General features: G+C 36.8%; 27 protein-coding genes. 25 read left to right on the top strand and 2 right to left on the bottom strand.

Features of this window, described 5'->3' with window-relative positions; genetic code table 11:
* Nucleotides 1–113 precede the first annotated feature (113 nt).
* From RBQ61_RS12540 to RBQ61_RS12485, 12 genes are all read left to right on the top strand, one after another.
* Nucleotides 114–1,193, top strand: a complete 1,080-nt coding sequence (locus tag RBQ61_RS12540; protein WP_308137652.1) for a DUF917 domain-containing protein — start codon at nucleotides 114–116, stop codon at nucleotides 1,191–1,193.
* A gap of 11 nt (nucleotides 1,194–1,204) precedes the next feature.
* Entirely contained in the window at nucleotides 1,205–2,791 is a 1,587-nt protein-coding gene (locus RBQ61_RS12535) for an ABC transporter substrate-binding protein (protein ID WP_308137651.1), read from the top strand.
* Between the two features lie 62 nt (nucleotides 2,792–2,853).
* Complete coding sequence (locus tag RBQ61_RS12530) at nucleotides 2,854–3,864, top strand: ABC transporter permease (RefSeq protein WP_308137650.1); 1,011 nt, start codon at nucleotides 2,854–2,856, stop codon at nucleotides 3,862–3,864.
* A 10-nt stretch (nucleotides 3,865–3,874) separates the two neighbouring features.
* The gene (locus RBQ61_RS12525; RefSeq protein ID WP_308137649.1) at nucleotides 3,875–4,765 is read left to right on the top strand and encodes an ABC transporter permease; all 891 of its coding nucleotides are present in this window, start codon (nucleotides 3,875–3,877) and stop codon (nucleotides 4,763–4,765) included.
* A 9-nt stretch (nucleotides 4,766–4,774) separates the two neighbouring features.
* A complete protein-coding gene (locus RBQ61_RS12520) occupies nucleotides 4,775–5,770 on the top strand; it encodes an ABC transporter ATP-binding protein (RefSeq protein WP_308137648.1) in 996 nt (331 codons plus the stop codon).
* Nucleotides 5,767–6,726 carry an ABC transporter ATP-binding protein gene (locus RBQ61_RS12515; RefSeq protein WP_308137647.1) on the top strand — a complete coding sequence of 320 codons (960 nt, stop codon included), beginning with the start codon at nucleotides 5,767–5,769 and terminating at the stop codon, nucleotides 6,724–6,726. Before RBQ61_RS12520 ends, RBQ61_RS12515 begins: the two co-directional genes overlap by 4 nt.
* A 24-nt stretch (nucleotides 6,727–6,750) precedes the next feature.
* Nucleotides 6,751–7,797 carry an aminopeptidase gene (locus RBQ61_RS12510; protein WP_308137646.1) on the top strand — a complete coding sequence of 349 codons (1,047 nt, stop codon included), beginning with the start codon at nucleotides 6,751–6,753 and terminating at the stop codon, nucleotides 7,795–7,797.
* 1 nt (nucleotide 7,798) lies between these two features.
* Nucleotides 7,799–8,905 (top strand): DUF917 domain-containing protein, encoded by a 1,107-nt coding sequence (locus tag RBQ61_RS12505; protein WP_308137645.1) that lies wholly within the window; start codon nucleotides 7,799–7,801, stop codon nucleotides 8,903–8,905.
* A 41-nt stretch (nucleotides 8,906–8,946) separates the two neighbouring features.
* Nucleotides 8,947–9,786, top strand: coding sequence for a nitroreductase family protein (locus RBQ61_RS12500; RefSeq protein ID WP_308137644.1), 840 nt, complete (start codon nucleotides 8,947–8,949; stop codon nucleotides 9,784–9,786).
* 224 nt (nucleotides 9,787–10,010) lie between these two features.
* Nucleotides 10,011–11,561, top strand: a complete 1,551-nt coding sequence (locus RBQ61_RS12495) for a sigma-54-dependent Fis family transcriptional regulator (protein ID WP_308137643.1) — start codon at nucleotides 10,011–10,013, stop codon at nucleotides 11,559–11,561.
* Between the two features lie 20 nt (nucleotides 11,562–11,581).
* Nucleotides 11,582–12,775 (top strand): methionine gamma-lyase, encoded by a 1,194-nt coding sequence (gene megL, locus RBQ61_RS12490; protein ID WP_308137642.1) that lies wholly within the window; start codon nucleotides 11,582–11,584, stop codon nucleotides 12,773–12,775.
* A 230-nt stretch (nucleotides 12,776–13,005) separates the two neighbouring features.
* Entirely contained in the window at nucleotides 13,006–13,302 is a 297-nt protein-coding gene (locus RBQ61_RS12485) for a DUF2325 domain-containing protein (RefSeq protein ID WP_308137641.1), read from the top strand.
* A 56-nt stretch (nucleotides 13,303–13,358) separates the two neighbouring features.
* Here RBQ61_RS12485 and RBQ61_RS12480 read toward each other — a convergent pair whose 3' ends face one another.
* The gene (locus RBQ61_RS12480; RefSeq protein WP_308137640.1) at nucleotides 13,359–13,727 is read right to left on the bottom strand and encodes a metal-dependent transcriptional regulator; all 369 of its coding nucleotides are present in this window, start codon (nucleotides 13,725–13,727) and stop codon (nucleotides 13,359–13,361) included.
* A 295-nt stretch (nucleotides 13,728–14,022) separates the two neighbouring features.
* Here RBQ61_RS12480 and RBQ61_RS12475 point away from each other — a divergent pair, with 295 nt between their 5' ends.
* From RBQ61_RS12475 to RBQ61_RS12450, 6 genes are all read left to right on the top strand, one after another.
* Nucleotides 14,023–14,511 (top strand): molybdenum cofactor biosynthesis protein B, encoded by a 489-nt coding sequence (locus RBQ61_RS12475; RefSeq protein WP_308137639.1) that lies wholly within the window; start codon nucleotides 14,023–14,025, stop codon nucleotides 14,509–14,511.
* An 85-nt stretch (nucleotides 14,512–14,596) separates the two neighbouring features.
* Entirely contained in the window at nucleotides 14,597–15,553 is a 957-nt protein-coding gene (moaA, locus tag RBQ61_RS12470) for a GTP 3',8-cyclase MoaA (RefSeq protein WP_308137638.1), read from the top strand.
* Nucleotide 15,554: 1 nt separating this feature from the next.
* Nucleotides 15,555–16,028, top strand: coding sequence for a cyclic pyranopterin monophosphate synthase MoaC (moaC, locus tag RBQ61_RS12465; RefSeq protein ID WP_308137637.1), 474 nt, complete (start codon nucleotides 15,555–15,557; stop codon nucleotides 16,026–16,028).
* 12 nt (nucleotides 16,029–16,040) lie between these two features.
* Nucleotides 16,041–16,475: an MOSC domain-containing protein gene (locus RBQ61_RS12460; RefSeq protein ID WP_308137636.1), complete on the top strand. Its 435-nt coding sequence runs from the start codon at nucleotides 16,041–16,043 to the stop codon at nucleotides 16,473–16,475.
* Nucleotides 16,476–16,547: 72 nt separating this feature from the next.
* On the top strand, nucleotides 16,548–16,730 hold the full coding sequence (locus RBQ61_RS12455) for a hypothetical protein (RefSeq protein ID WP_308137635.1): 183 nt from the start codon (nucleotides 16,548–16,550) through the stop codon (nucleotides 16,728–16,730).
* 55 nt (nucleotides 16,731–16,785) lie between these two features.
* On the top strand, nucleotides 16,786–16,974 hold the full coding sequence (locus RBQ61_RS12450) for a ferredoxin (protein ID WP_308137634.1): 189 nt from the start codon (nucleotides 16,786–16,788) through the stop codon (nucleotides 16,972–16,974).
* 74 nt (nucleotides 16,975–17,048) lie between these two features.
* Here RBQ61_RS12450 and RBQ61_RS12445 read toward each other — a convergent pair whose 3' ends face one another.
* Nucleotides 17,049–17,861: a TIGR00266 family protein gene (locus RBQ61_RS12445; RefSeq protein ID WP_308137633.1), complete on the bottom strand. Its 813-nt coding sequence runs from the start codon at nucleotides 17,859–17,861 to the stop codon at nucleotides 17,049–17,051.
* A gap of 413 nt (nucleotides 17,862–18,274) precedes the next feature.
* Between RBQ61_RS12445 and RBQ61_RS12440 the strand changes: the two genes are divergently transcribed.
* From RBQ61_RS12440 to RBQ61_RS12410, 7 genes are all read left to right on the top strand, one after another.
* Nucleotides 18,275–19,102, top strand: a complete 828-nt coding sequence (locus RBQ61_RS12440) for an ATP-binding protein (RefSeq protein WP_308137632.1) — start codon at nucleotides 18,275–18,277, stop codon at nucleotides 19,100–19,102.
* 205 nt (nucleotides 19,103–19,307) lie between these two features.
* Nucleotides 19,308–21,011 (top strand): sigma 54-interacting transcriptional regulator, encoded by a 1,704-nt coding sequence (locus RBQ61_RS12435; RefSeq protein ID WP_308137631.1) that lies wholly within the window; start codon nucleotides 19,308–19,310, stop codon nucleotides 21,009–21,011.
* A gap of 279 nt (nucleotides 21,012–21,290) precedes the next feature.
* Nucleotides 21,291–22,469, top strand: a complete 1,179-nt coding sequence (locus RBQ61_RS12430) for an acetyl-CoA C-acetyltransferase (protein ID WP_308137630.1) — start codon at nucleotides 21,291–21,293, stop codon at nucleotides 22,467–22,469.
* Nucleotides 22,470–22,480: 11 nt separating this feature from the next.
* Nucleotides 22,481–23,143, top strand: a complete 663-nt coding sequence (gene atoD, locus RBQ61_RS12425; protein WP_308137629.1) for an acetate CoA-transferase subunit alpha — start codon at nucleotides 22,481–22,483, stop codon at nucleotides 23,141–23,143.
* On the top strand, nucleotides 23,143–23,793 hold the full coding sequence (locus tag RBQ61_RS12420; protein WP_308137628.1) for a CoA transferase subunit B: 651 nt from the start codon (nucleotides 23,143–23,145) through the stop codon (nucleotides 23,791–23,793). The genes atoD and RBQ61_RS12420 overlap by 1 nt, the downstream gene beginning before the upstream one ends.
* Nucleotides 23,794–23,818: 25 nt before the next feature.
* On the top strand, nucleotides 23,819–24,580 hold the full coding sequence (locus RBQ61_RS12415) for a 3-hydroxybutyrate dehydrogenase (RefSeq protein WP_308137627.1): 762 nt from the start codon (nucleotides 23,819–23,821) through the stop codon (nucleotides 24,578–24,580).
* A 71-nt stretch (nucleotides 24,581–24,651) separates the two neighbouring features.
* Nucleotides 24,652–25,938, top strand: coding sequence for a GntP family permease (locus RBQ61_RS12410; RefSeq protein ID WP_308137626.1), 1,287 nt, complete (start codon nucleotides 24,652–24,654; stop codon nucleotides 25,936–25,938).
* The last annotated feature ends 41 nt before the right edge of the window (nucleotides 25,939–25,979 follow it).

Genomic DNA, 25,979 nt, shown 5'->3' with positions numbered 1-25,979 from the left:
AATTCATAGGAGGGTTTTAAAAGCGGTTTAATAATTATAAAAAATGCATAAATGTATTTATATGCATAAGCTGATACGAATCTACTAATTTTGTTGAATAAAAGGAGGTTGTCATGAAAGTATTGAATTTAAAAGACATTGAAGACATACTTGTTGGGTGCACAATACTTGGAACTGGTGGAGGCGGTTCTTTGGAAGAGGGATTGGAGGCAGTAAGGACTGCATTTAGTCAGGGATACGAATTTAAGCTCCTGGATTTTTGTGAAATAAGTGAAGAAAAATATTACATAAATCCATATTTTTGTGGAAGTGTTAGTCCCAATGAGGAAAAAAAAGAGCTTTCAAATGAATTGGTCTTGGCTGTTAATGCTCTGGAAAAATATATGAATGTAGAATTCGACGGCGTAGTTTCTATAGAATACGGCGGAGGAAATACGGGACAGGCTATGGCGGCAGCTGCAGAAATGGGAAAATATATTGTTGATTGCGATGCTGCCGGACGAGCAGTTCCGGAGCTTCAATTTTCCACTTACTTCGTCACGGGTAAGCCCATATATCCATTTTCGGTTGCCACACAGTTCGGAGATATAGGGATATTTCCAAAAGTAAGGGATGATGCAAGAGCAGAGGCTTTATCCAGATTTATGGCTGTAGGTTCCGAAGGTTCTGTTGGTATGGCAGATCATCCTATAAAAGGGAATTTGCTTAAAGAATCAGTAATACCTAGTGCCTTAAGCTATGCAGGAAAAGTTGGAAAAGCTCAAAGAGAAGCTATGGAAAATGGGCTTGATCCTGTTGAAGAAATTATTTCAGCTGCTGAAGGATACTTTTTATTTGAAGGAGTTGTATCAGACGCTCAGTGGAAAATAGTAGACGGATTTACGGTAGGTACAGTTGACATAAACGGAATCGAAAATTTTGAAAATGATAAATTTAGGATATGGTACAAAAATGAAAACATGATTTCGTGGAAAAATGATGCACCGTATATTACTTGTCCTGACTTGATCTGCGTGGTAGAGAATTCAACGGGATACCCCATAACAAATCCAAATTGCAAAATTGGCGATAAAGTTGCGGTGCTAGGCTTTGAAGCTCATAATTTATGGAAAACCGAAAAAGGACTTAGTATTTTAAATCCTAGGTTTTTTGGCTTTGACATGGATTGTAGGTATATAAAAAATAATTTATAAACGGAGGAAATATGAAAAAAAAACTATCCATAATTTTAGCAATTCTTATGCTCCTAACGACAATTACCGCATGCGGTACAAATGGAGATGGAACTTCAAATCAACAGGGCAAAAACGATGAAATGGACGTATTGTATTATGCATATAATTCAATTCCTATTTTAACGTGGGACCCAAGCATTGAATTTTCAAATGGCATTGTAGTATTGAACAACGTATATGAGCAGTTGCTGAGATTTAATGCAGAAACGAAAGAGTATGAAAATGTTCTGGCTACAGACTACAGTAAAAGTGAGGATGGAATGGTATGGACATTTAAACTTAGAGAAGGAGTAACATTCCATGACGGAACTCCATTCAATGCGGAAGCTGTAAAATACTCAATAGAAAGAACAAAGAAAATAGGCCAGGGCGCTGCTTTTATATGGGATCCGGTTAAAGAAATAAAAATTGTTGATGAATACACTGTAGACTTTGTTTTGTCACACCCGGCTCCGATGGATGTTATTACCAGCTGCCCCTATGCATCGTTTATGATGTCGCCTTCACTGGAAGATGAACCGGAAAATTGGCTGGAAGAGGGAAATGCAAATGGAACCGGTCCGTACAAGCTCCAGGACAAAACAATGGGTGACGAGGTTATCCTTACACAAAATGAAGACTATTGGAAAGGCTGGGATGGAGAACACTTTGAAAAAGTTATAATTAAAAAAGTATCTGAAACATCATCGAGAAGGCAGATGATTGAATCAGGAGAGGCAGATATAACTATTGAGCTTCCTTCAGAAGATATTGAAGCATTAAAATCTAACGAAAATGTTGTAATAGATGTTGTGCCTTCATTTACAAATTTAATTGGATTTTTCAATACACAAAAAGCTCCTCTAAACGATGTTAAGGTAAGGCAGGCACTTTCATATGCATTCCCGTATGAGGATGTTGTAAATTATGCAATGGGAGGATATGCTTCGCAGTCCTACGGCCCTGTTCCTGAAGGGATGTGGGGGCATTCAAAAGAACTTTTCCAATTCAATCATGATTTAGACATGGCAAAGCAATTGCTTGAAGAATCTGGTATAAAGGAAGGTCAGATAAAACTGCTTTTGACTTACATGACAGGTGATGAAGCAGAAAAGAAAATGGCTGAATTATATAAAGCGGAATTATCCAAGATTGGTATAGAATTAGAAATAAGAGCGATGCCTTGGGAAAGCCAGTGGGAAATGGCAATGGGAAACAATGTGTCTGATCAGCAGGATATATTTGTAATGTATTGGTGGAATGATTTGTCAACACCATATTCATATTTGTATTCACTTTATCATTCGGAAGACAGCACCTTGTACAATCTGGGATATTACAGCAATCCGGAATTTGATGAATTAATAGACGGGGCTCAGACTAAATCAGCTGTCAATATGGCAGAAGCAGAAAGAGATTTTGTAGGTGCTCAAAAAATACTGCTGGAAGATGTACCTTCAATATTTATGTATGACAAGAACGTTGCATGGGTTAAATCTTCGACATTGAAAGGTCATAAGGATAATCCTTCATATCCATTTGTTGTATTTTTCTATGATCTTTACAGAGAAAAATAATTATTGACAATAGAAAATACAGGGAAAGCAGTATTGCTTTCCCTGAGACTCGGAGGTAAAAGTTGAGTAAATATATATTTAAGCGTGTTCTATTGGGAATATTGGTTTTGGCGGGAGTAGTTACAATTACTTTTTTTCTTACAAGGGTTTTGCCGTCAAATCCTGCAGCTCAATGGGTGGGTCCCAGAGCAACACAAGAGCAAATTGATGCAGCAACAGTCGAGCTTGGTTTAGATAAGCCTCTTCTGGTGCAGTATAAAAATTATATTACTGACCTGATGCATGGAAATTTAGGGATGTCTTTAAGAACAAAGCAATCAGTTTTAAGCGAATTAAAGACATATATTCCTCCGACACTTGAGCTTGTGCTGATATCGACAATACTTGCCGTAATTATCGGAATACCGCTGGGATTATATTCTGCAAAGAAAAAGGATAAGCTGTTGGATCACTTCTGCAGGTTCTTTTCTGTTGGAGCTGTATCTCTTCCAACATTTTGGGTTGCTTTATTTTTGCAGCTTATTTTTTACAGATGGCTGGAACTGTTGCCCCTAGGCGGGCAATTAGATGCAAAATTGAAGCTCTTATACAGTATTCCCAAGATAACGGGACTTTTAACTTTAGATACATTAATTTCAGGAAACATGACGCTGTATGTTGACGCTCTTAAACATATAATTCTTCCTGCTATAACTATTTCCTTATATCCCATAGGTCTTGTTGCAAGAATGACACGTTCAGCTTTGCTTGAAATACTTGGCGAAGATTACATAAAGGCAGCGAGATCATACGGGTTGAAAGAAAATTTAATTTTGTGGAAATACGCTTTAAAAAATTCTCTCGGAACTACAGCAACTGTGCTTGCTTTGTCAGTGGGATATACTTTGGTTAACACTTTTCTGGTAGAAGCTATATTTAACTGGCCCGGTATTGGAAATTATATTTCGACGGCGGTTATGTCCATGGACTTCCCTGCAATTATCGGAGTTACGCTTTTTTCTGCGTGTTCATATATAGTGTTGAACCTTCTCGCTGACATTATTATAGCAATAGACCCGAGAATAAGAGTATAGGAGTGAATTTATGAAAAGCGATACAATAACAAGGATAATTAAAGCGAAATTAAACCAGCTGAAAATGAACATATACCTGCTTAAGAAGAACGCACTAACCAAGTTTGCCATGTATGCGGTAGTCGTTCTTTGCCTAATAGGAATCATTGCTCCGATAGTTCTTCCAAAGGATATACATGTAAACCAGGATGCTAATCCGCAGGAAAGTCTGCTGGCACCGTCTGCAAATCATTTGTTCGGAACGGATGAGCTGGGAAGAGATGTTTTTAAACGAGTATTGCTTGGTACAAGCATATCATTGAAAACATCAATATTTGCAGTAGGTATTGCCATACTTATAGGAGTTCCCATAGGAGCTATCGCAGGTTATTTCGGAGGTTTTATTGATGAACTTTTAATGAGATTTACGGATATATTTTTAGGTTTTCCATCACTGCTTTTGGCTATTGTTATATCAGCATTTTTGGGACCTAACTTAAACAATGCAACACTAGCAATCGCATTGTCATGGTGGCCGTGGTATACGCGTATTGTAAGGGGACAAGCTGTGTCTCTGAAAGAAAGGCAGTTTGTCAAGGCTGCACAAGCAATGGGCGCTCCATCAGGTAGTATTGTAATCAAGCATATTATTCCGAACTGCATAGCTCCGATTATTGTACAGGCGTCAATGGACATAGGCGGAGTAATACTTACAATTGCATCCTTAAGTTTTTTAGGGCTTGGAGCTCAGGCGCCTGTGCCTGAATGGGGACTTATGGTAAGTACAAGCAGAAACTATTTTTTAAACGCTTGGTGGTACAGTATATTCCCTGGACTTGCAATATTTTTTACAGTGCTTATATTTAACCTGCTTGGTGACGGTCTCAGAGAAATATTGGACCCAAGAACGAGAAAGAACTAGGAGGCAGCCATGGAAGAGAACCATAAACCTTATCTTCATATCAAAAATCTAAAAGTAAATTTTAAAGGATATGACGGTACAAGGACAATATTGGATATTGATGAAATACAAATAGAAAAAGGTGAAGCCTACGGAATAATAGGAGAAAGCGGGACAGGCAAGACCGTTTTGGCGTTAACAATATTTAAACTTCTGGAAATGCCTCCGGGAGAGATTGTGAGCGGACAAATATTGCTTGACGGAGATGATCTGCTTAAAAAAACTGACAGGCAAATGGAAAGAGAAGTTAGGGGAAAGAAAATATCTATGATTTTTCAAGATCCTATGTCAACTTTAAATCCTGTCTATACAGTTGGGGATCAGGTTATAAATGTAATAATTAAAAATCAGGGCTTAAAAAAAAGAGAAGCAACTGAAAAAGCTGTAGAAATGCTTCGGATGGTGGATTTGCCGGACCCTGAGCGCGCTATGGAAAAATATCCTCACGAGCTTTCCGGAGGACAGAGGCAGCGAGTTATTATTGCACTGGCTTTAAGCTGCGGCGCTGAATTTATAATAGCAGATGAGCCTACAAGAAATCTGGATGTTACAATACAAGCAGGCATACTGAAGCTAATTAAAAAGCTTCAAAAAACATTAAACGTAACTGTGCTGTTCATTGCAAATAATCCAGGACTTATTTCATCTACATGCGATAATGCAGCAGTGTTGTACAAAGGGATGATTGTGGAGCAGGGAAATACAAAAGAAGTGCTGAGAAATCCGATGCATCCATACACATTTACTTTGTTAAATGCCATACCTAAATCAAGAAAAGACAAAATAATTTTGAAAAAACCTGATTTGATTAATGAAAAAATAGATTTAGAAACAGCATGTATTTATTACGATAAATGTTTGAAAAGAAAAGATAAGTGCAAGATGTTCCAAAATAACATAAAAATAAGTGAAATTCATCAAGTTAAATGTTGTTTTGCACAGGAAAAAATTCAGGAGGGTATATGAGTGAATTAATATTAGAAATAAAGAATTTAAAAAAGTACTTTCCTGTTAAAGGCAGTAAGGCGACTTTTGTCAAAGCGGTTGACGGGGTTTCGCTGAATATGGCAAAAGGGGAAGTATTAGGGCTTGTTGGAGAATCGGGATGCGGCAAATCAACGTTGGTAAGTACGGTATTGAACTTGACACATCCTACGGAAGGCGAAGTAATTTTTGACGGGAAAAACATATATACTCTTGGGAAAAGAGAAATGAGAGAAACACGAAAAAATATTCAGATAGTTTTTCAGGATCCATTCTGGTCTTTGAATCCAAGAATGCTCGTTAAGGATATAATAGGAGAGCCGTTAAGTGTACAAACAAAATTGAGTAATGTTGAGATATTAGAAAAAATTGGTGAACTTTTGGATATGGTGGGTTTGCCGAAAGACGGAGCATACAAGTATCCACATGAGTTCAGCGGAGGTCAAAGGCAGCGTATTGCAATAGCGAGGGCGCTGTCTCTGATGCCTAAGCTTGTCGTACTTGATGAACCAACATCTTCAATAGATGTTATATCACAGGCGCAAATACTAAGTCTTCTTGATGACTTGAAAGAAAAGTTTAATTTAACTTATATAGTTATATCTCATGATTTAAGTGTTGTGAGTTATATGTCAGATAAGATAGCAGTTATGTATCTAGGTAAGCTTGTAGAATATGGAAAAACTGATTTAATATTTAATAGCCCTAAACATCCATACACAGAAGCCCTTTTTGCAGCTATACCGGATATTAATACCGATAACATTGAAGATATGAAGACCCTCGAAGGAAACATACCAAGCTCGATTAATCCTCCGGCAGGATGCAGGTTTCATACGCGATGTCAGTATGCATGTGACGTATGCAAGTTAAAAGAGCCTGAACTTATAAAATTAAATGATGGAAGATTAATTGCATGTCATAGGTATAAAAATTAAATTTTAAAAAATGGAGAAAGACTTATGAAATTATTAGAGTTTGAATTGCAAAATGCAGCAGACAGATTAATTAAGGAAATGCTTCAGGTAAAAAAAGGAGAAACAGTGGTAATTACTGCAGACACATGCTCAAATGAGCAAGTTGTTAATGCAACTGCGTCAAGCGTGTACGCTGCAGGCGGGAAACCCATGGTTATATATACTTCCACTCCCAGCGGCGTAGGAAAGGCAGCAGATTTTGATCTTCCTGTAGAAGCTCTTGGAGGCGCATTAAAGCATGCAGATGTATGGATTGAATATAACAAGCAGTGGCTTTTGTATTCCACTCCGTTTGAAATTGCTTTCAGCGGCAACAAAAAAATAAGATATATAAATCTTGTGGAAATGAATCCGGATCTAATGATAAGAAATATAGGCAATATAGATATGCTGCTTCTTGCCGAATTTATGCAGAAGTTTACAAATATGAATATTAATACGAAGGCTTACAGGGTTACTACTCCGGCAGGAACAGACTTGACTTTCAAAACTAATCCAAATCACTTGGTTTGTAATGATTCAGGCGATGCATCAAAACCCGGTATGAATATGATGCCTGGGCAGTTAAACATTGTGCCGGAATTTGACAGCATACAAGGTACTATAGTGTTTGATGGTTCTCTTGTTCCACCTTTCAGACTTTTAGATGCGCCTGTCAAGCTGACAATTAAAAACAGCACGATAACAAATATAGAAGGGGGAAATCAGGCCGAACAATTTGCCGGCTGGCTAAAGAGTTTCGGAGATCCTAATATGTATAAACTGGCTCACATGGCTTACGGGCTGAACCCCGGGGCAAGATTGACAGGAGACATAGTTGAAGATGAAAGAGTGTGGGGATGCGTTGAATGGGGTATAGGCTATGTAAGTCCAATAGATGCACCGCCAAAGGGACAAGATGCAAAATCACACTGCGACGGAATTTGCCTGAATGCTTCAGTATGGCTGGACGATGTGCAAGTGTTGGATAAAGGAAAATTTATCCACAAAGAATTAAAAGATTACGAAGATAAAATATTTAAGAGGGCATAATATGAAAAAACTAACAAAACAAGATTTGCATGATATACTACTAGGCGCTGCCATAGTAGGAACAGGAGGCGGCGGAAGCCTTAAAGAAGGAATTGAATTAGTAGATAAGGCATATGATGAAGGATTTGAATTTACGCTGGCAGAAATCAATGAAATACCAGACGATGCTTTAATCGCAAGTCCATACACATGTGGCTCAATAGGAGAACTTTCTCAAGAACAGAAAAGCAAATATGATGCTTTGCCTAAAATAAAAGAAGCAAAAGAAGTAAGAGCAATAAAAGTTTTAGAAGAGTACTTCGGAAATGAATTTTACGGCGTTATAGCAACTGAATTGGGTGGAGGAAACACTGCTGCAGCACTTAATGTGGCAGCAAGGCTTGGGAAACCTATAGTGGATGCAGACCCGGCAGGTAGAAGTGTGCCGTGCCTACAGCATTCAACTTTGTTTTTAAATGATGTTTCCATAACACCTATGGGCCTGGCAAATGAATTTGGGGACTCTATGGTTATAACAAACGTGGCAAATGATGACAGAGCTGAACTTTTTGCTCGACAGACAGCAGTTGCAAGCTTCAATTCAGTAGGAGTCGTTGACCATCCGGGATATTGGAAAAATCTAAAGAATGCTCTGATAAAAAATACAATTACATATTGCCTGGAAATTGGAAGGACAGCAAGAGCCGCAAAAGAAGAAGGAAGAAATTTTGCTTATGATGTGGCTGAAAAGTTCAACGGATATGTAGTGTTTGAGGGTGAAATAACCGAAGCTGACTGGGAAGACAGGGAAGGATTTACTTTCGGAAACCTGAGCATCAGCGGAGAGGGAGAATACAGCGGGCAAAAGCTTGATATATGGTTTCAAAACGAATATATAATGTCATGGAAAAACGGAGAAGTTTTTGCAACTGCACCGGATTCAATAAACATTTATAATCGGGATGAAAAGATGCCGCTGCTTAATCCTAACGGAAAACCCGGTATGAAAGTTACGGTTTTTGTCCTAAAGGCATTTGAAGAATGGAGAACAAAAGAAGCGGTTGATATATTCGGGCCGAGATTTTTTGGATACAATATGGATTATAGAAGAATTGAGGATATAATTTAATGGTTATATCATGCTGTCAATAATTTCAGGAGGCAGGCGATATGGATAATATCTATTACATAATAAATAACCGTTCAAGCTGCAGAAACTTCTCAGACAGAGAAGTTTCGGACGAATGTCTTGAAAAAATCCTGAATGCAGCATGCAAATCACCGTCGGCAGGAGGGTTTCAAGCATATTCCATTATAAAAATAAAAAATAGTAAAACAAAGAAAAAGCTTGCAGAGCTTTGCAGAAACCAAATGTTTATAGAAAAAGCACCGGTGTGCTTATTATTCTGCATAGACTACAGAAGAATAAAGAAAATTTGTGACGTATTACCTGCTCCATGTGAAGCAATAAATAATTTTATGGACTTTTGGATGGCCGTACTCAGTACGGCCATATGTGCTCATACGGCTTGCCTTGCAGCTGAGGCTGAAAATTTGAAATCAGTTTATGTGGGGAATATAATAAATACTGTTGACAAGGTATCTGAACTTTTGAATATTCCTAAATATGTATGTCCGTCGGTAATGGTTGTTTTGGGATACCCTAAAAATAAACCTGTGATGTCTGAAAAATATAACAGAACTGTATTGGTGCACGACGAAAAATATAAAGATATTGAAATTAATAGTCTTAATAATGAATATGAGAATAAATATGAAAATTGGAATATGAAACCTACAAAAAAACTAGTCGACAGTATTTACGATACATGCTTAAAGTATAATGGAATAGAAATGGCTGAAAAGTTTAGAAGCAATGCATTGAATTTCAATAAAATCAGCGCATATCAGTTCTGGTTTGGATATTATTATTTAAAGCAGGATGATTTCCTTGATTTAAGCGGTTATGTTAATTACATGAAAAAACAAGGATTTAAATGGTTAGAATGAATAGATAAAATTTCTTGCTTGTAAAATTTGTAAAAATGGTTTAATATTAAACCTGATGGATTAATAATAAACCGCAACAAACTGCAACATTCCACAGTCCTGCAATTATGGAACGATATTATTCCATGATTGTAGGACTGTGCTTTATATAAATAAAAAAAACGTTGATATTCTACTATGTTTAATTGGCATACTTAATGCAACTGAAAAAGAGAGGAGAAAGTATGGAAGCAAAGAAAATTAAATTAACAGCCGCAGAAGACAGGCCACATATTACTTATGAGACGTTATCCGTGCTTCATAAATATGATGTAGGATTAATTTGGATGGAGGTTTACGCTTATGTAGCATATATTAAATTGATGCCTGTAGAGGATGATGTGTGGGAAAATATCAAAAGAGAGCTGCAAAATTTAAGCTGTTGGGAATCGCTTGAAGAAATAGATCTTTTTCCTTTTGAAGAAAAAGATACGGAAATGAAAAATGTATTGGATGTTATTTTACATGGTGTAACGCTGCTGAATAGAAATGGAGATATTAAATATTTTAATAATTTTGCAGCCGAAAAAATATTCAATACAGAGGGCAAGGATATAACCGGAACCAACATCAATAAGTATATTGACTGTGATAAGTATTTAATCCAGTTAAGAAGCAATACTACAAAGAAAAACATTGTAAGAGAAAAAATGACAATTGGAAATCAGCTTTATGAAGTTAAGTTACAGCCGATTATCAATGAGGAAAACGTATTGAGCAGCTATTTGTTGTCATTTTATGATGTTGATACCGATATGTATGACCGCTATGATAATCCAATAACCTTTAAAGACATCTACGCAGAAAGCAACAAAATGCTTGAAACCATTGATCGAGGAAAACTATATTCAAAATCCGATTCTCCTGTATTAATAACAGGCGAAAGCGGTACGGGAAAAGAGCTTTTTGCAAGAGCCATACATAATGAAAGTAAAAGAAAAAATAAACCGTTCATAGCAATTAATTGCGCGGCAATTCCTGATCAGCTGCTTGAAAGTGAGCTTTTCGGTTATGAGGGGGGGACGTTTACAGGCGGCAGAAAAGAAGGCAAAGCTGGCATATTTGAAATAGCAAGCGGCGGAACAGTTTTTTTGGATGAAATAGGAGATATGGCTTCTCATCTTCAGGCAAAACTGCTAAGAGTGCTACAAGAAAAAAAAGTGAGAAGGGTAGGCGGCGTAAAAGAAGTAAGCGTTGATGTAAGATTGATTTCGGCGACAAATCAAAATATTGATGAAATGGTAAAAAATAAAGAATTTAGATTGGAACTTCTCTTTAGAATCAACATTTTTAATTTGTCAATTCCTTCGCTTCGCGAAAGAAAGGAGGATCTTCCCATACTATATGAGCATTTTACGAATATGCATGCTAAAAGGTATCATAAGGAAATAACAGGGATAGATAAGGACGCAATGCGTAAGCTCATAAACTATAATTGGCCGGGAAATGTGCGGGAATTCCAGAATGTTTTGGAAAGAGCTGTAGCTCTTGCAACATCAAAGGAAATAATGCCTAGAGACATAGTGCTTAATTATGCTATCCTTCCGGAGGAAAATTCAAGTTCCGGCTCTCTAAAGGAATATATTGAAAAACTTGAAAAAAAGAAAATTATAGAAAGTCTTCGACAGTCAAAGAGCATCAGAGAAGCCGCCAGAAATCTTGAGGTTACCCATACTCTTCTTATTAACAGAATGAAAAAATACAATATAAATTTAAATCAAATATCAAATTATTAATTTTAGGAGGTTATATTTAGATGGAAAACTTAAGTGAAATGAAATTTGCAACCAGAGCTGTGCATGCAGGATACAAAAAAAACGAATACGGTGCTCTTGCAACACCAATTTATCAGACATCAACTTTTATATTTGATTCAGCAGAACAAGGTGGGAGAAGATTTGCATTAGAAGAAGAAGGATATATTTATACAAGACTTGGAAATCCAACCAGCACTCAGGTGGAAGATAAGCTTGCAAATCTTGAGAATGCAGAGGCCTCTGTTTCAATGGCATCAGGAATTGGAGCAATTACATCTGTATTATGGTCTGCTTTAAAGGAAGGTGACCATGTAGTAGCTGCAAAAACTTTGTATGGATGTACATTTGCATTTTTAAATCACGGATTATCGAAGTTTGGTGTAACTACAACTTTCGTGGATACATCTGATCCGGAAAATGTAAGAAAGGCCATGAAACCTAATACAAGAGTGGTGTACTTAGAAACTCCAGCTAATCCTAATATGCTTATATCAGACATAGAAAAAATTTCTGCCATAGCTCATGAAAATAAAGGATGTATTGTTGTGGTTGATAATACGTATTGTACTCCATATATACAAAGACCTTTAGATTTAGGTGCAGATGTTGTTGTTCATTCTGCAACAAAATACTTGAACGGTCATGGAGACGTAATTGCCGGATTTGCCGCAGGAAAACAGGAGTTTATAAATGAAGTAAGGCTTGTGGGCATTAAGGATATGACAGGTTCAGTACTTAGCCCCTTTGATGCTTATTTAATAAATAGGGGAATGAAAACTTTGCAAATCCGAATGGAAAAACATTGTTCAAACGCCCAAAAAGTTGCAGAGTTCCTTGAAACGCATCCTGCAGTCGAAAAAATAGCTTACCCGGGGCTGAAAAGCTTTCCGCAATATGAATTAGCAAAAAAACAGATGGCGCTACCAGGTGCAATGATTGCTTTTGAAATAAAGGGAGGGCTGGAAGCAGGAAGAAAATTAATGAATAGTTTGAATCTGTGTGCTCTGGCAGTAAGCCTGGGAGATACTGAAACATTAATACAGCATCCGGCTTCAATGACACATTCTCCTTACACACCTGAGGAAAGAGCATTATCAGGTATAACAGAAGGTCTTGTTAGACTGTCAATTGGGTTGGAAGATGCTGAAGATATAATTAATGATCTAAAACAGGCACTAGATTTGTTGGTTTAACAAAGGGTAAAATATCTGGGAATAGTTGTATTGCTATTAAATAAAAATTCGAAAAACACATTACTGATGATAAATCTTTAATGTGTTTTTTTGAAAATTGCTTGACAACAAATTGATAATATGATATTCTTCAGTAGGTTAGTTTTAACTAACCTACTGAAATGAGTTAGTAATTAGCCCTAAAAAAATACTTTAAGGTTAGATGCAACTAACCAAAAAGAGGTGACAAATTGAGTATTGTAATTATAGGTGGTAATGAAAGAATGGTATGTCAATACGAAGATATATGCAAAAATTATGGATACAAAGTAAAAGTTTTTGCAAAGGAAAATGGATCGTTAAAGAAAAAAATCGGAGCACCTGACTTGATGGTTCTTTTCACAAATACAGTATCTCATAAAATGGTCATCAGCGCAGTAGGAGAAGCCAAGCGAAACAACATACCTGTTGCAAGAATTCGTTCAAGCAGTGCCACCGCATTAAACACTTTGTTAGAGGAACATGTATCAAGAAATAGTAAGGCTTAAATAACAGTACAAAACCCGCTGGAAAGCGGGCTATTTTATTGTTTATTAGTTTAGTTTTAATTATGTTTTTGTACGTGCCTTTTAATGGCTTCAAAGCTTTCTTCGCTGATAACATGTTCAATGCGGCATGCGTCTTCTGTTGCTGTTTTTTTGTTTACTCCTAAGAAGGTAAGCCATTCAGATAATAAAATGTGTTTCTCATACACAGATTTTGCTATTGCCATGCCTTTTTCAGTTAATGTAATATAGCTATCAGCATCCATTTCAATATAACCGTTTTCGCGAAGATTTTTCATTCCAACACTGACACTGGGTTTTGTATATTCAAGTTCATTTGCAATGTCAATTGAACGTACCGGGGGGCTTTCCTTTGATAAAATCAAGATTGTCTCAAGGTACATCTCAGCAGATTCCTGAATTTTCAAAACATCATCTCCCATATATGAATTTAATATATATTATCACATATTAGACTGAAAATCAAACTTATAAAATGTTAAAAAACCAGTTAGACTGAGCCTGATTAAACAAGATTTAACAAAGCTTATGGCAGACTTAAATTTTTATTTGGAAATAGGGCGCTTTAAAAACTTGATTTTTATCCAGTAATGTTAATTGCTGGATATTTTAATAAATAATATACAAATATTTACTAAGAAGATTGACAAGTTAATAATTAGGCATTAGAATTGAAATGAGCAAAAGAAAAAGGAGGCCCATATGGTAAGAACTGGAGTACTTACAATAAGCGACAAAGGATCGAGGAACGAAAGGATAGATTTAACCGGCCCCGCTATAAAAGATACATTAGAGCCGAGCATATACTCGGTTGAATATTATAATATAATACCTGATGAAATGGATTTAATATGTGAGGAATTAATAAAAATGTGTGATGAGCTTCATCTAGATTTGATTCTCACAAACGGAGGGACAGGGTTTTCAAAGAGAGATGTAACTCCTGAAGCTACGATGAAAGTAATAAAAAAACAAGTTCCGGGTATTCCGGAGGCCATGAGACAAAAGTCGCTTGCAATAACTCCTAAGGCAATGCTTTCCAGAGCAACTGCAGGTATTAGAGATAATACACTGATTATTAATTTGCCTGGAAGTCCGAAGGGAGCAGTTGAAAACTTGAATTTTATTCTTCCTGCACTGCCGCACGGAATAGAAATTCTTAACGGAACCGGAGGAGAATGTGCCAGATAGTTATTTGTAAGATTCAGGAATAAGTTTGCATAGATAGCGAGCGAACTATTTACAATGACACAATTATTTTACAAGGAGCAGAGAAATGCTTGATAAAAAAGGTAGAAATATTGATTATTTAAGAATATCTCTTACAGATAGGTGTAATCTCCGATGTGTTTACTGCATGCCGGAAAAGGGCATTGAAAAAAAATGCCATGATGAAATACTCCGTTTTGAAGAAATTGAAAAAATAATCGCAGCCTGTACCACTCTTGGAGTTAAAAAGGTTAGGTTTACAGGAGGAGAGCCTCTTGTTCTCAAAGGAATAGATGAACTTATAAGATACACCGCATCTATGCCCGGTATTGAGGATATATCCCTTACAACAAATGGGATTCTGCTTGCAGAGATGGCTGAAGATTTAAAAAAAGCAGGTTTGAAACGTGTGAATGTAAGTTTGGATACTTTGCAGCCAGAAAAGTATAAAAAAATTACAAGAGGCGGAGATATAAATAAGGTTTACAAAGCAATTGAAAAATGCATTAGTTTGGGTATGACGCCTGTTAAAATCAATGCTGTGCTGATGCGAGGCATGAATGATGACGAAATAGGAGATTTTTTAAGATTAACAATGGACAGTCCTATTCAGGTAAGGTTTATAGAACTTATGCCCATTGGTGAGGGTATTAAATATTTTGAAAAATGCGAAATGAAGGTTGAAGAAATATTAGAGATGTATCCTGAACTTGTGCCGGTTAAAGATGATAGCAGGGTGGCTTCAGTGTACAAGCTTCCAGGTGCTGCGGGCAAAGTAGGACTTATAAGTCCAGTAAGCTGTAAGTTTTGCGAAGAATGTAACCGCATAAGGCTAACTTCAACGGGTTCTATTAAGCCATGCCTTCATTCTGCAGAAGAAGTTAATTTAAGACCATATATTAACGATGATCAAAAATTGCTTGAAGTAATTAAAACGGCTGTTTATAATAAACCGGCAGAACATCATTTAGAAACTGAAGGAAAAAGTGACACAAAAAGAATGATGTTTCAAATAGGAGGCTAGTATGGAGTTAACGCATATTAATGAACAAGGCAGAGCAAAAATGGTTGATGTCAGTGATAAGCAAGATACCCTGAGAGAGGCTGTTGCATGCGGAAATGTATATATGAAAAGAGAAACCCTTGAAAAAATTCAAGAAGGAACAATAAAAAAGGGAGACGTGCTTTCTGTTGCACAGGTGGCAGGAATCATGGGAGCAAAGAAAACGTCTCAGATAATTCCAATGTGTCATCCTATAATGATTTCGGGATGCGACATGGGGTTTGTGCTGAATTTTGAAAAAAATAGAATTGAGATAACTGCAACAGTGAAGAATACAGGGCAGACCGGAGTTGAAATGGAAGCGCTTACGGCGGTTTCAATTGCCGGACTTACAATCTATGATATGTGCAAGGCAATAGACAGAGGAATGATAGTTTCAGATGTTATGCTCATGAAAAAATCGGGCGGCAAATCGGGACTATTTGAAAGAAAATAAGGAGAAAGTAAAATGGCAAAAGTATTAGCTGTAAATATAAGTGAAACCAAAGGAGTTCCTAAAGAACCTATTGATAAAGGTTTTTTTGAAGTGAATCATGGGCTTAATGGAGATGCTCATGCAGGAAACTGGCACAGACAGGTAAGTCTTTTAGGACAGGAAAGTATAGATAAAGCAAATGCAGCAGGCAATTTAGATTTATGCGTTGGAAAATTTGCAGAAAATTTAACAACTGAAGGAATTGTACTCTATGAACTTCCGGTTGGTACAAAACTTAGAATAGGTGAAACAGAGATGGAAGTGACACAAATAGGAAAAGAATGTCACGCAGGATGTGCGATTAAAAAGCTTGTAGGAGATTGCGTAATGCCAAGAGAAGGAATATTTACAAAAGTTTTGAAAGCAGGATGGATTAAGCCGGGAAATAAAATCGAAATTTTAAGTTAATTTTTTAAATTATAGTGCTGCCTCAATGAATAAATGCAGAAAAATAAATCACACTAAAACAGAGGTGATTTTATGGCAAAAGCAGGAATGAGAAGGCCGGATCCAAGAGATCCGCATGGAACAGAAAGCAATAAAAAGCAGCATTTCAAAAAAAATGAAGAGCCACCTGTTCCTGAAATACAAGGTAAAGCTAAATACGGACATGAAAAGGCAAAACAGATTATAATTAATTCTATTCATCATAAGGAATTATAATAATTATGCCTTAACACTATTTTAGTAACAATATTAATCAATAAAGGAGGATAATATGAAAGCTATAGTAGACAGAGACGCATGTATCAGCTGCGGACTGTGTGTATCTGTGTGTCCCGGAGTATTTGAAATGGATGATGAAGATATCTCAACTGTAATACAGGATCCGGTAGCGGATGAGAACGAAGATTGTGCAAAAGAAGCTGCAGATGGTTGTCCAACAGATGCAATTAGTATTGAATAATAACTAAGCAAGCAAAATTTTAGGCTGTCGAAAAAACATTTTTGACAGCCTTTTTTATAAATTATTTTCGACCGTTAATCCTCTCCAAACAGGTTTCCGATACCTATGCTTCCCAGTAGACTTCCTTCTCCCTTGCTTGATGCACCTGAATTAGCTTTTTTGCTGGCAGAAAATATCCTGTCAGCCATCCTGCTGAAAGGAAGTGATTGAAGCCACACTGTTCCCGGTCCTCTAAGTGTTGCAAGGAACAACCCTTCTCCTCCGAACAGGGCGCTTTTTACATTGCCTACGAACTGTACATCATATTCAACTCCAGCTGTGAACGCAACAAGGCATCCTGTATCTAATTTCAGCATCTCCCCAGCATTAAGTTCTCTTTTTATAATCGTTCCGCCCGCATGCAAGAACGCCAGTCCATCACCCCTTAGTTTTTGCATTATAAATCCTTCTCCGCCGAAGAAACCAACACCTATTTTTTTCTGGAATGCTATGCTGATTTCTATTCCCTTAGCGGAACAAAGATAGGAATCTCTTTGACAAATTAGTTGCCCTCCGTAATCCATAAGATTAACCGGTATTATTTTTCCTGGATATGGAGCTGCAAATGCCAGAGATTTTTTTTCTATGGATTTGTTTGTAAATGTTGAAGTAAATAAATTTTCACCTGAAAGAACGCGCTTGCCTGCTGTGGCCAAGATTCCTTTAAAGCCTTTTGAAGATTCTCTTCTGTTTCCGTCTCCAAAGACGGTATCCATCTCTATGTCGGCATCCATGTACATCATTGCACCAGGTTCTGCAATTATGGTTTCGCCGTAGTCCAACGAGATTTCTACAAATTGGATATCATCCCCGTAAACCCGGTAGTCTATTTGGTGAGCTCTTTCCATTGTTACCTCCTTTAAAGTTCTACCCTTGCGGTATATAATTGTTTTTGGCAAACATTATAACATTATATCTAAATTAACATTGCAAAATATTAATTGTACTTTGCGGTAGATGGTTCTACATATTGAAATTTTTGCAATCTGCTACTATCTTAGCTGCTCAGTTTAGTATTATATTTATACTTCAGTTTAGCAAAAAATATAACTGCGTGCAATATATATTATAAATTTAGCTTGTAAAAATTTAATATAATTAATATAATTAATATATAATATAATTTTATTTATATTATGCGGCAAACTACTCCTGTTTATGAACATGTGGTGAACATATTTAATATATAGGATATTAAACTAGCGCACTGTTTTCTGGTGCGTTTGATAAATGTTATGAAAAATATGTAAAGTAGGTTTATATGGAAAAATATGAAGAAGTAGAAAGAAGTATAGTTAAAAAATTTAGAAAAAGCATATGGTCAAAGTTTATATCTGCAGTTAAAGAATATAAATTAATTAAGGATGGGGATAAAATTGCGGTATGTATTTCCGGAGGTAAAGATTCCATGCTCATGGCCAAATGCATGCAGCAGCTTCAAAAATACAGTGATGTTAATTTTGAAACTGAATATATTGTTATGAATCCAGGCTACAATGAAATAAACAGACAGATTATAGAAGATAATGCCAGACTGTTAAACGTGCCTATTAAAGTGTTTAATACGCAAATATATGATATAGTTGCAAATATCGAAGAAACGCCTTGCTATTTGTGTGCAAGAATGAGAAGAGGGTATTTGTACAGATATGCAAGAGAACTGGGCTGCAATAAAATTTCTTTGGGACATCATTTTGACGATGTTATTGAAACTGTATTAATGAGCACTCTTTATGCTGCTGAATTCAAAACTATGATGCCTAAGCTCAAAAGTACAAATCATGAAGGAATGGAACTGATTAGACCTATGTACAAAATTAAGGAGGACGATATCATAGCATGGAAAAGATATAATGATCTACAATTTATACGATGCGCCTGCAGATTAACTGAATCCTGCGCCGCAGGAGATGAAGGCATGGGGTCTAAGCGCCAGGAAATAAAGGAACTTATAAGAAAGCTCAGAAAGACAAATCATCATATAGACGCAAATATTTTCAGAAGTATTCATAATGTTAACTTGGAAACCATAATAGGTTATAAAAAAGGCAATAAACGACACAGCTTCTTAGATGATTATGATAAATAAGAGAACGTGTTTATGAACTATTGGATGAATGAATATGTGCTTTGGCTAGTAATGAAGACAGAATAATTTATAGCCCTAAATAAAATGTTAGTTTTTGTAAAAAGCTTCTTTTTGTTATATAAAATTTTTTCGTTTTTTTTTACATAATATAGAATAAATTTATATAACATGGGTATATATTTAGTAACCTGAAGGGGGGGGTGTTATGAAGAATTTTGATGAATTCAGGAGTTTTATTGACAATCTTAGCGACGGAATATTGTTAATTGACGAAAAGAAAAATATCATAATTAACAAGAGTTTCAAGATTTTATTTAATATTAAGTATGGAGAACACTTTAAAGTAACGGAAATCTTGAATCAGTTCGGTATTACAAACATATTGACCGGTAATGAAATAACAGAAAAAGAAATAAGTATGAATCAAAAGAAAATTATTGTGGAGTCATATAATTTTAGTACATTTGATGAAAACGATTACAAAGGCTTGATATTTAAAGAAATAATAGACATTGAGGAGACTAAATCGGAAATTGAGGAACTTAAGTTAGGCTTAAGCAGTATGAAGGATATTTTGGACAATGCTTACCAAGGTATTGTGTTGATAAATGATGAAGGAAAAATAATTAAGTGGAATTATGAAAAGCTTTTTGGAATAAAGGAAGAGGATGTATTGGGAAAACCTGTCGAAGATGTAATAGAAAACACGAGACTGCATATAGTTCTTAAAACGGGCAATAAGGAGTTGTATGATATCCAAAGAATTCAGGGACATGACATGATAGCCAGCAGGACACCCATAATTAAGGACGGCAAAGTAATCGGAGCTGTGGGAACAGTATTGTTCAAGGATGTCAAGGAGGTTAAGGATCTGGCAACAAGGCTTAAAATTCTTGAAAACACAGTAAGCATTTATAAAAATGAAATAGGAAAAATGTATTGTGCAAACTATACTTTTGATGACATTATTACTAAAAATAAAAAAATGATTGCTATTAAAAGCATAGCCTTAAAAGCTGCAAGTTCATCTTCAACCATATTGATAGAGGGCGAGAGCGGTACTGGTAAGGAATTTTTTGCTCATGCGATTCATGATGCAAGCAGCAGGAGAAAAAGTCCGTTTGTAAGAATCAATTGTGCCGCAATTCCTCATGAACTTTTAGAGTCAGAACTGTTTGGATATGAATCAGGCGCATTTACAGGTGCAAAGAAGGAAGGCAAAATGGGAAAGCTTGAATTGGCAAACGGTGGTACAGTTTTATTGGATGAGATAAGCTCTTTGCCTTTCAGTATGCAGGCAAAACTTTTAAGAGTTTTAGAAGAAAGGGAATTTGAGAGGATCGGCGGAAATGAAGGAATCAAGATCGACATAAGAGTTATAGCGTGCACAAATGAAGGATTGGAGAAATTAGTTGAAAAGGGTCTTTTCAGACAGGATTTGTTCTACAGGCTTAATGTTGTTGAAATTAAGATACCACCATTAAGAGAACGCATAGACGACCTTGAGACCTTATGTGAGGATATACTGACTAAACAGCTGGAGGCAGGATTAAATCATAAGAAGGTGACGGATAAGGCCATACTTGCCATGAGGTTGTATGATTGGCCTGGCAATGTCAGAGAATTAAGAAATGTACTAGAAAGAGCATCAAATATATCCATGGGAAATTATGTTTCAATGCAGCATCTTCCGGATTTTATAAGTGACAAACTTGTTATGGAATCAAAAAAATCAGCAAATAAGCAATTAAAGGATAAAATAGCAGAAGCAGAAATAAATGCAATAATATCAGCATTAAGAGCTTCAAAAGGAAGCAGGACAGAAGCAGCTAAAAAGCTTGGGATACACAGGACGGCCCTATATAAAAAGCTTTCGGGATATGGTATAGACATCAAAAACATTGTGTAGAATAATATCTACAAATTAAAAAAGCGTAGAAATATATCTACAGTTCTAATTAATCTCATGATTATATATATAATTAAATAGTTTATTAATTAACAAAAATACAGTGTAGACAAACATCTACACTGTATTTTTATGTATATAATTTATTTTGATCTATATTCCTTTAAAAACATTGAAATTTTAGCATTATTAATTAATCTAAAAATATTTTAATCAATTGGCACAGTACTTGCTTTATATATTAACATACACACTAACTAAAAAATTTAAGGAGGAATCATGAGAGAAGTTATAATAGCAAGTGCGGTAAGAACACCAATAGGCAGTTTTGGTGGGTGTTTTAAAGATGTATCTGCAGTTAAGCTGGGTGCCGCTGCCGCAGATGCTGCTCTTAAAAAGGCAAACGTTAGTCCGGAAGCGGTAGATGAGGTTATATTTGGAAATGTTCTTCAGGCCGGTATTGGACAAAACCTGGCCAGACAAGTATCAGTAGCTATAGGCGTTCCTATTGAGGTGCCTTCGATGACAATAAACAAAGTTTGTGGTTCGGGGCTAAAGACAGTACAGCTGGCTGCTCAAGCAATAGCTCTTGGTGAAGCCGATGTTGTTCTGGCAGGAGGATCAGAAAACATGAGTATGGCTCCATATATTATTCCAAAGGGAAGATGGGGCTTCAGAATGGGTGATGCAGCTATTATAGATTCAATGGTTGCAGATGGCTTAACAGATATATTTAATAACTATCATATGGGCATCACGGCAGAAAATATTGCAGAACAATGGAATATAACCAGAAATGAGCAGGATGAATTTGCGGTAAGAAGTCAGAATAGGGCAGAAAAGGCAATAAAAGAAGGAAAATTCAAAGATGAAATTGTTCCTGTATCTATTCCTCAAAGGAAAGGTGATCCGATAGTTGTTGATACGGATGAATTTCCCAGATTCGGAGCAACCTTGGAAGGTTTGTCAAAGCTGAGACCAGCATTTAAAAAAGACGGAACTGTTACAGCTGGATCATCGTCAGGTATCAATGACGGAGCAGCAGCAGTATTGTTAATGTCAAAGGAAAAAGCCGAGGAACTGGGCGTTGAACCTTTGGCTGTTATAGTATCATATGCCTCTGCGGGCGTTGATCCTAAAATAATGGGCTACGGCCCCGTTCCTGCAACAAAAAAAGCATTATCAAAAGCGGGAATGACTATTGAAGACATTGATTTAGTAGAAGCAAATGAAGCTTTTGCAGCACAATCTATTGCAGTTGTCAGAGATTTGAACTTAGATGCTGAAAAAACAAATGTTAATGGCGGTGCTATTGCATTAGGGCATCCGGTTGGATGTTCCGGTACCAGAATTCTTGTAACTTTAATCCATGAAATGGTTAAAAGAGATGCAAAAACAGGCTTGGCAACATTATGTATAGGCGGCGGTCAGGGTACTGCATTAATCGTTAAGAGATAGGGGGATTCACTTTGAAAGATAAATTGATAACAGTTGAAGAAGCAGTGGAAATGATTCATGACGGAATGACAATAATGGTTGGAGGATTTTTAGGTTGCAAAAACCCTTATGTTATTGTTGATGCATTGGTAGAAAAAGGTGTAAAGGACTTAACTCTTATAGCCAATGACACATCTTTCCCGGAAATAGGCATAGGAAAATTAATAGTTAATAAGCAGGTAAAGAAATTAATAGCATCGCATGTTGGAACAAACAAAGAAACAGGAAGACAAATGAATTCAGGAGAAATGGATGTTGAACTTGTTCCGCAAGGGACACTTGCAGAGAGGATAAGGGCAGCTGGTGCAGGTCTGGGAGGCGTATTAACACCTACAGGAATTGGTACGATAGTTGCTGAAGGAAAAGACATCTTAACAATAGATGGAAAAGAATATCTTCTGGAGAAGCCTTTGAAAGCTGATATAGCACTAATAGTAGGTGCAAAGGTTGATAAAAAAGGCAACGTAAGGTATGCGAAAGCCACAAGGAACTTTAATACTATTATGGCAACTGCAGCTGATGTGGTAGTTGTTGAAGCTGATCAAGTTGTTGAAGTGGGAGAAATTGATCCTGACGATGTTATGACACCAGGAATATTCGTAGATTATATTGTTGATGTTGGAGGTGAAGCGTAATGAATGATAAAGAATATATTGCCAGAAGAGTCGCCAAGGAATTAAATGACGGAGATGTTGTTAATCTTGGAATAGGACTTCCTACAATGGTTGCAAATTTTCTTCCTGAAGGAATAGAAATTACATTGCAGTCAGAAAACGGATTTCTTGGAATTGGTCCTGTGCCTGAAGAGGGTAAGGAAGATCCGTATCTTGTAAATGCAGGAGGGATACCTGTTACGATAAATCCGGGAGGCTCATTTTTTGACAGTGCCGATTCATTCGCTATTATCAGAGGTGGTCATGTAGATGCTACGGTTCTCGGAGCATTGGAGGTTGATGAAAAAGGAAATCTTGCAAACTGGATGGTACCAGGAAAAATGGTTCCCGGAATGGGTGGAGCAATGGATTTGGTAACAGGAGCAAAAAGGGTTATCGTTGCCATGAGCCATACAGCAAAAGGAAACCACAAAATATTGAAGCAATGCAAGCTTCCGTTGACAGCCGTTAATGCCGTAGACTTAATAGTTACGGAAATGGGAGTTATGGAAGTTACAAATAAAGGAATTGTACTGAAAGAAATCAACCCGGAATATTCTGTTGAGGATGTTCAGGCTGCTACAGAAGCAACACTGATTGTTGATGAAAATCTTAAGCATATAGAAATATAGTAAATTAATTAAACAGGAGGATTTCATGTTAGAAAATAGAGTTTGCATAGTTACCGGAGCTGCCAGCGGAATAGGTCTGGCTATAGCAGAAGCGTTTTCAAATGAAGGTGCTAAAGTAGTAATGGCTGATATTAATGAAGATAAATTAAAAGAAGAAGCAGACAGATTGGGTGCTTCGTATATAAAGACAGATTTGAGTAAACAGGAAGACTGCAAGAGCTTAGTCGATTTTGCTCTTGAGAAACATACTAAGGTTGATGTGCTTGTCAATGTTGCAGGAATACAGACAGTATGCCCGATTGAAGATTTTCCTGAGGATAAATGGAAATTTATGATGGATTTAATGTTGACAGCGCCGTTCCTATTAACAAAATATGTCTGGCCGTCCATGAAAGCTCAAGGATGGGGAAGAATCATAAACATGGGGTCAATCCACGGATTAATTGCTTCAGAATATAAGGTTGCGTATATATCCGCTAAACATGGTCTCGGAGGATTAACAAAAACTTCCGCAGTCGAAGGCGGGAAATACGGTATTACCTGCAATATGATTTGTCCTTCATATGTAAGAACTCCATTGGTTGATAAGCAAATTGCGGATCAAGCAAAGAGTCACGGAATTCCAGAAGATAAGGTTGTTTCTGACATAATGCTTACAAAGGCATTCGTTAAAAAGTTATTGGAGCCTAAAGATGTTGCTGAAGTTACAAAATTTTTGTGCTCGGAAACAGGAGACTGCATAACAGGCAGCATGTTTACAATTGACTGCGGATGGACTGCATCTTAGCATTTTAATTGCAGCTTCGGCAATGCTGAGGCTGCACACAAATTTTAATAAAAAAGACAGGAGGAAAATATATGTTAGGTATTATTATAGGATTAGTTCTTTTAATGTTTTTAGCCTATAGAGGGTATTCAATTTTATGGGTTGCGCCTGTTTGTGCATTGGTAGTTGGTTTGTCAGGAGGTCTTAATGCTCTTGATCTGTACAGAGAAACATATATGACCGGGCTTGCAGGATATGTTAAATCGTGGTTCCCTGTATTTATGCTTGGTGCAATATTTGGCCATTTAATGGATTATACAGGCTCTGCAAAATCAATAGCTCATTGGCTGACTAAGACACTGGGAGCAAAAAGGGCAATTATCGGAGTAGTTGTAGGGTGTGGAGTTTTAACGTATGGTGGAATCTCACTGTTTGTTGTTGTTTTTGCAATGTATCCTTTGGCACTTGAATTGTTTAGAGAAGCTAACATTACAAGAAAGTTGATACCAGGAGCTATCGCACTAGGATCGTTTACATTTACCATGACTGCAATACCAGGTACACCTCAAATCCAAAATATTATTCCGACAAATTATTACGGCACTTCACCTACGGCTGCTCCTATAATGGGAACATTAGCAGCGGTGCTGATGTTTGTACTTGGAGTTTTGTGGCTTCAGAGAAGGGAAAAGAAATTTACTGCAGCCGGAGATGTTTTTACTGAACCTAAAAACAAAGAGGCAGCAGTTATTGATTACAGCAAACTTCCGAACCCGTTTCTATCATTCCTCCCGCTGGTTACTGTAATAGTTACCATGAACATTTTTGACTGGGATATTGTTATTGCATTACTATGCGGCATTATCTTAGCAATGATTTTAAATTTCAATAAATATCAAGGGTTTACAAAATCAATCAGTAACGGTGCAGTCGGTTCCATTACTGCTATACTAAATACTGCGGCTGCTGTTGGATTTGGAACGGTAGTTAAATCAGTTCCCGGCTTTGCAACTTTAACCGGAATATTGCTCAATGTTCCAGGAACTCCACTTATTTCTGAAGCAATTGCAGTTAACTTGCTGGCAGGCGCTACAGGTTCTGCATCAGGCGGCATGAGTATAGCTCTTGAGGCATTGGGTGAAAAATATCTGGCAATAGCAATGGAGACAGGAATAAGTCCTGAGGCATTCCACAGAGTGGCATCTCTGGCATCAGGAGGCCTTGATACACTTCCGCACAATGGTGCAGTATTAACGCTTTTGGCAGTTACGGGAATGACTCACAAGGATTCCTATATAGATATTTGTATGACTTCACTTGTACTACCGTTAGTTGCATCAATACCTGCAATTCTTATAGGAAGTTTAGGAATTTACTAGAAAATAGTTTAATGAAGATGCAGAAAACCGCATCTTCATTA

The organism is Sedimentibacter sp. MB35-C1, assembly GCF_030913635.1.
Lineage (GTDB): Bacteria > Bacillota > Clostridia > Tissierellales > Sedimentibacteraceae > Sedimentibacter.
Note: the sequence above shows the minus strand (reverse complement) of the source record. Positions and strands in the feature narration are given on the sequence as shown.

Bases quoted from the DNA above. Each gene is read 5' to 3' on its own strand.
- RBQ61_RS12540 (WP_308137652.1), top strand. From the start codon at position 114: ATGAAAGTATTGAATTTAAAAGACATTGAAGACATACTTGTTGGGTGC.
- RBQ61_RS12535 (WP_308137651.1), top strand. From the start codon at position 1,205: ATGAAAAAAAAACTATCCATAATTTTAGCAATTCTTATGCTCCTAACG.
- RBQ61_RS12525 (WP_308137649.1), top strand. From the start codon at position 3,875: ATGAAAAGCGATACAATAACAAGGATAATTAAAGCGAAATTAAACCAG.
- RBQ61_RS12520 (WP_308137648.1), top strand. From the start codon at position 4,775: ATGGAAGAGAACCATAAACCTTATCTTCATATCAAAAATCTAAAAGTA.
- RBQ61_RS12515 (WP_308137647.1), top strand. From the start codon at position 5,767: ATGAGTGAATTAATATTAGAAATAAAGAATTTAAAAAAGTACTTTCCT.
- RBQ61_RS12510 (WP_308137646.1), top strand. From the start codon at position 6,751: ATGAAATTATTAGAGTTTGAATTGCAAAATGCAGCAGACAGATTAATT.
- RBQ61_RS12505 (WP_308137645.1), top strand. From the start codon at position 7,799: ATGAAAAAACTAACAAAACAAGATTTGCATGATATACTACTAGGCGCT.
- RBQ61_RS12500 (WP_308137644.1), top strand. From the start codon at position 8,947: ATGGATAATATCTATTACATAATAAATAACCGTTCAAGCTGCAGAAAC.
- RBQ61_RS12495 (WP_308137643.1), top strand. From the start codon at position 10,011: ATGGAAGCAAAGAAAATTAAATTAACAGCCGCAGAAGACAGGCCACAT.
- megL (WP_308137642.1), top strand. From the start codon at position 11,582: ATGGAAAACTTAAGTGAAATGAAATTTGCAACCAGAGCTGTGCATGCA.
- RBQ61_RS12475 (WP_308137639.1), top strand. From the start codon at position 14,023: ATGGTAAGAACTGGAGTACTTACAATAAGCGACAAAGGATCGAGGAAC.
- moaA (WP_308137638.1), top strand. From the start codon at position 14,597: ATGCTTGATAAAAAAGGTAGAAATATTGATTATTTAAGAATATCTCTT.
- moaC (WP_308137637.1), top strand. From the start codon at position 15,555: ATGGAGTTAACGCATATTAATGAACAAGGCAGAGCAAAAATGGTTGAT.
- RBQ61_RS12460 (WP_308137636.1), top strand. From the start codon at position 16,041: ATGGCAAAAGTATTAGCTGTAAATATAAGTGAAACCAAAGGAGTTCCT.
- RBQ61_RS12455 (WP_308137635.1), top strand. From the start codon at position 16,548: ATGGCAAAAGCAGGAATGAGAAGGCCGGATCCAAGAGATCCGCATGGA.
- RBQ61_RS12450 (WP_308137634.1), top strand. From the start codon at position 16,786: ATGAAAGCTATAGTAGACAGAGACGCATGTATCAGCTGCGGACTGTGT.
- RBQ61_RS12445 (WP_308137633.1), bottom strand. From the start codon at position 17,861: ATGGAAAGAGCTCACCAAATAGACTACCGGGTTTACGGGGATGATATC.
- RBQ61_RS12440 (WP_308137632.1), top strand. From the start codon at position 18,275: ATGGAAAAATATGAAGAAGTAGAAAGAAGTATAGTTAAAAAATTTAGA.
- RBQ61_RS12435 (WP_308137631.1), top strand. From the start codon at position 19,308: ATGAAGAATTTTGATGAATTCAGGAGTTTTATTGACAATCTTAGCGAC.
- RBQ61_RS12430 (WP_308137630.1), top strand. From the start codon at position 21,291: ATGAGAGAAGTTATAATAGCAAGTGCGGTAAGAACACCAATAGGCAGT.
- RBQ61_RS12420 (WP_308137628.1), top strand. From the start codon at position 23,143: ATGAATGATAAAGAATATATTGCCAGAAGAGTCGCCAAGGAATTAAAT.
- RBQ61_RS12415 (WP_308137627.1), top strand. From the start codon at position 23,819: ATGTTAGAAAATAGAGTTTGCATAGTTACCGGAGCTGCCAGCGGAATA.
- RBQ61_RS12410 (WP_308137626.1), top strand. From the start codon at position 24,652: ATGTTAGGTATTATTATAGGATTAGTTCTTTTAATGTTTTTAGCCTAT.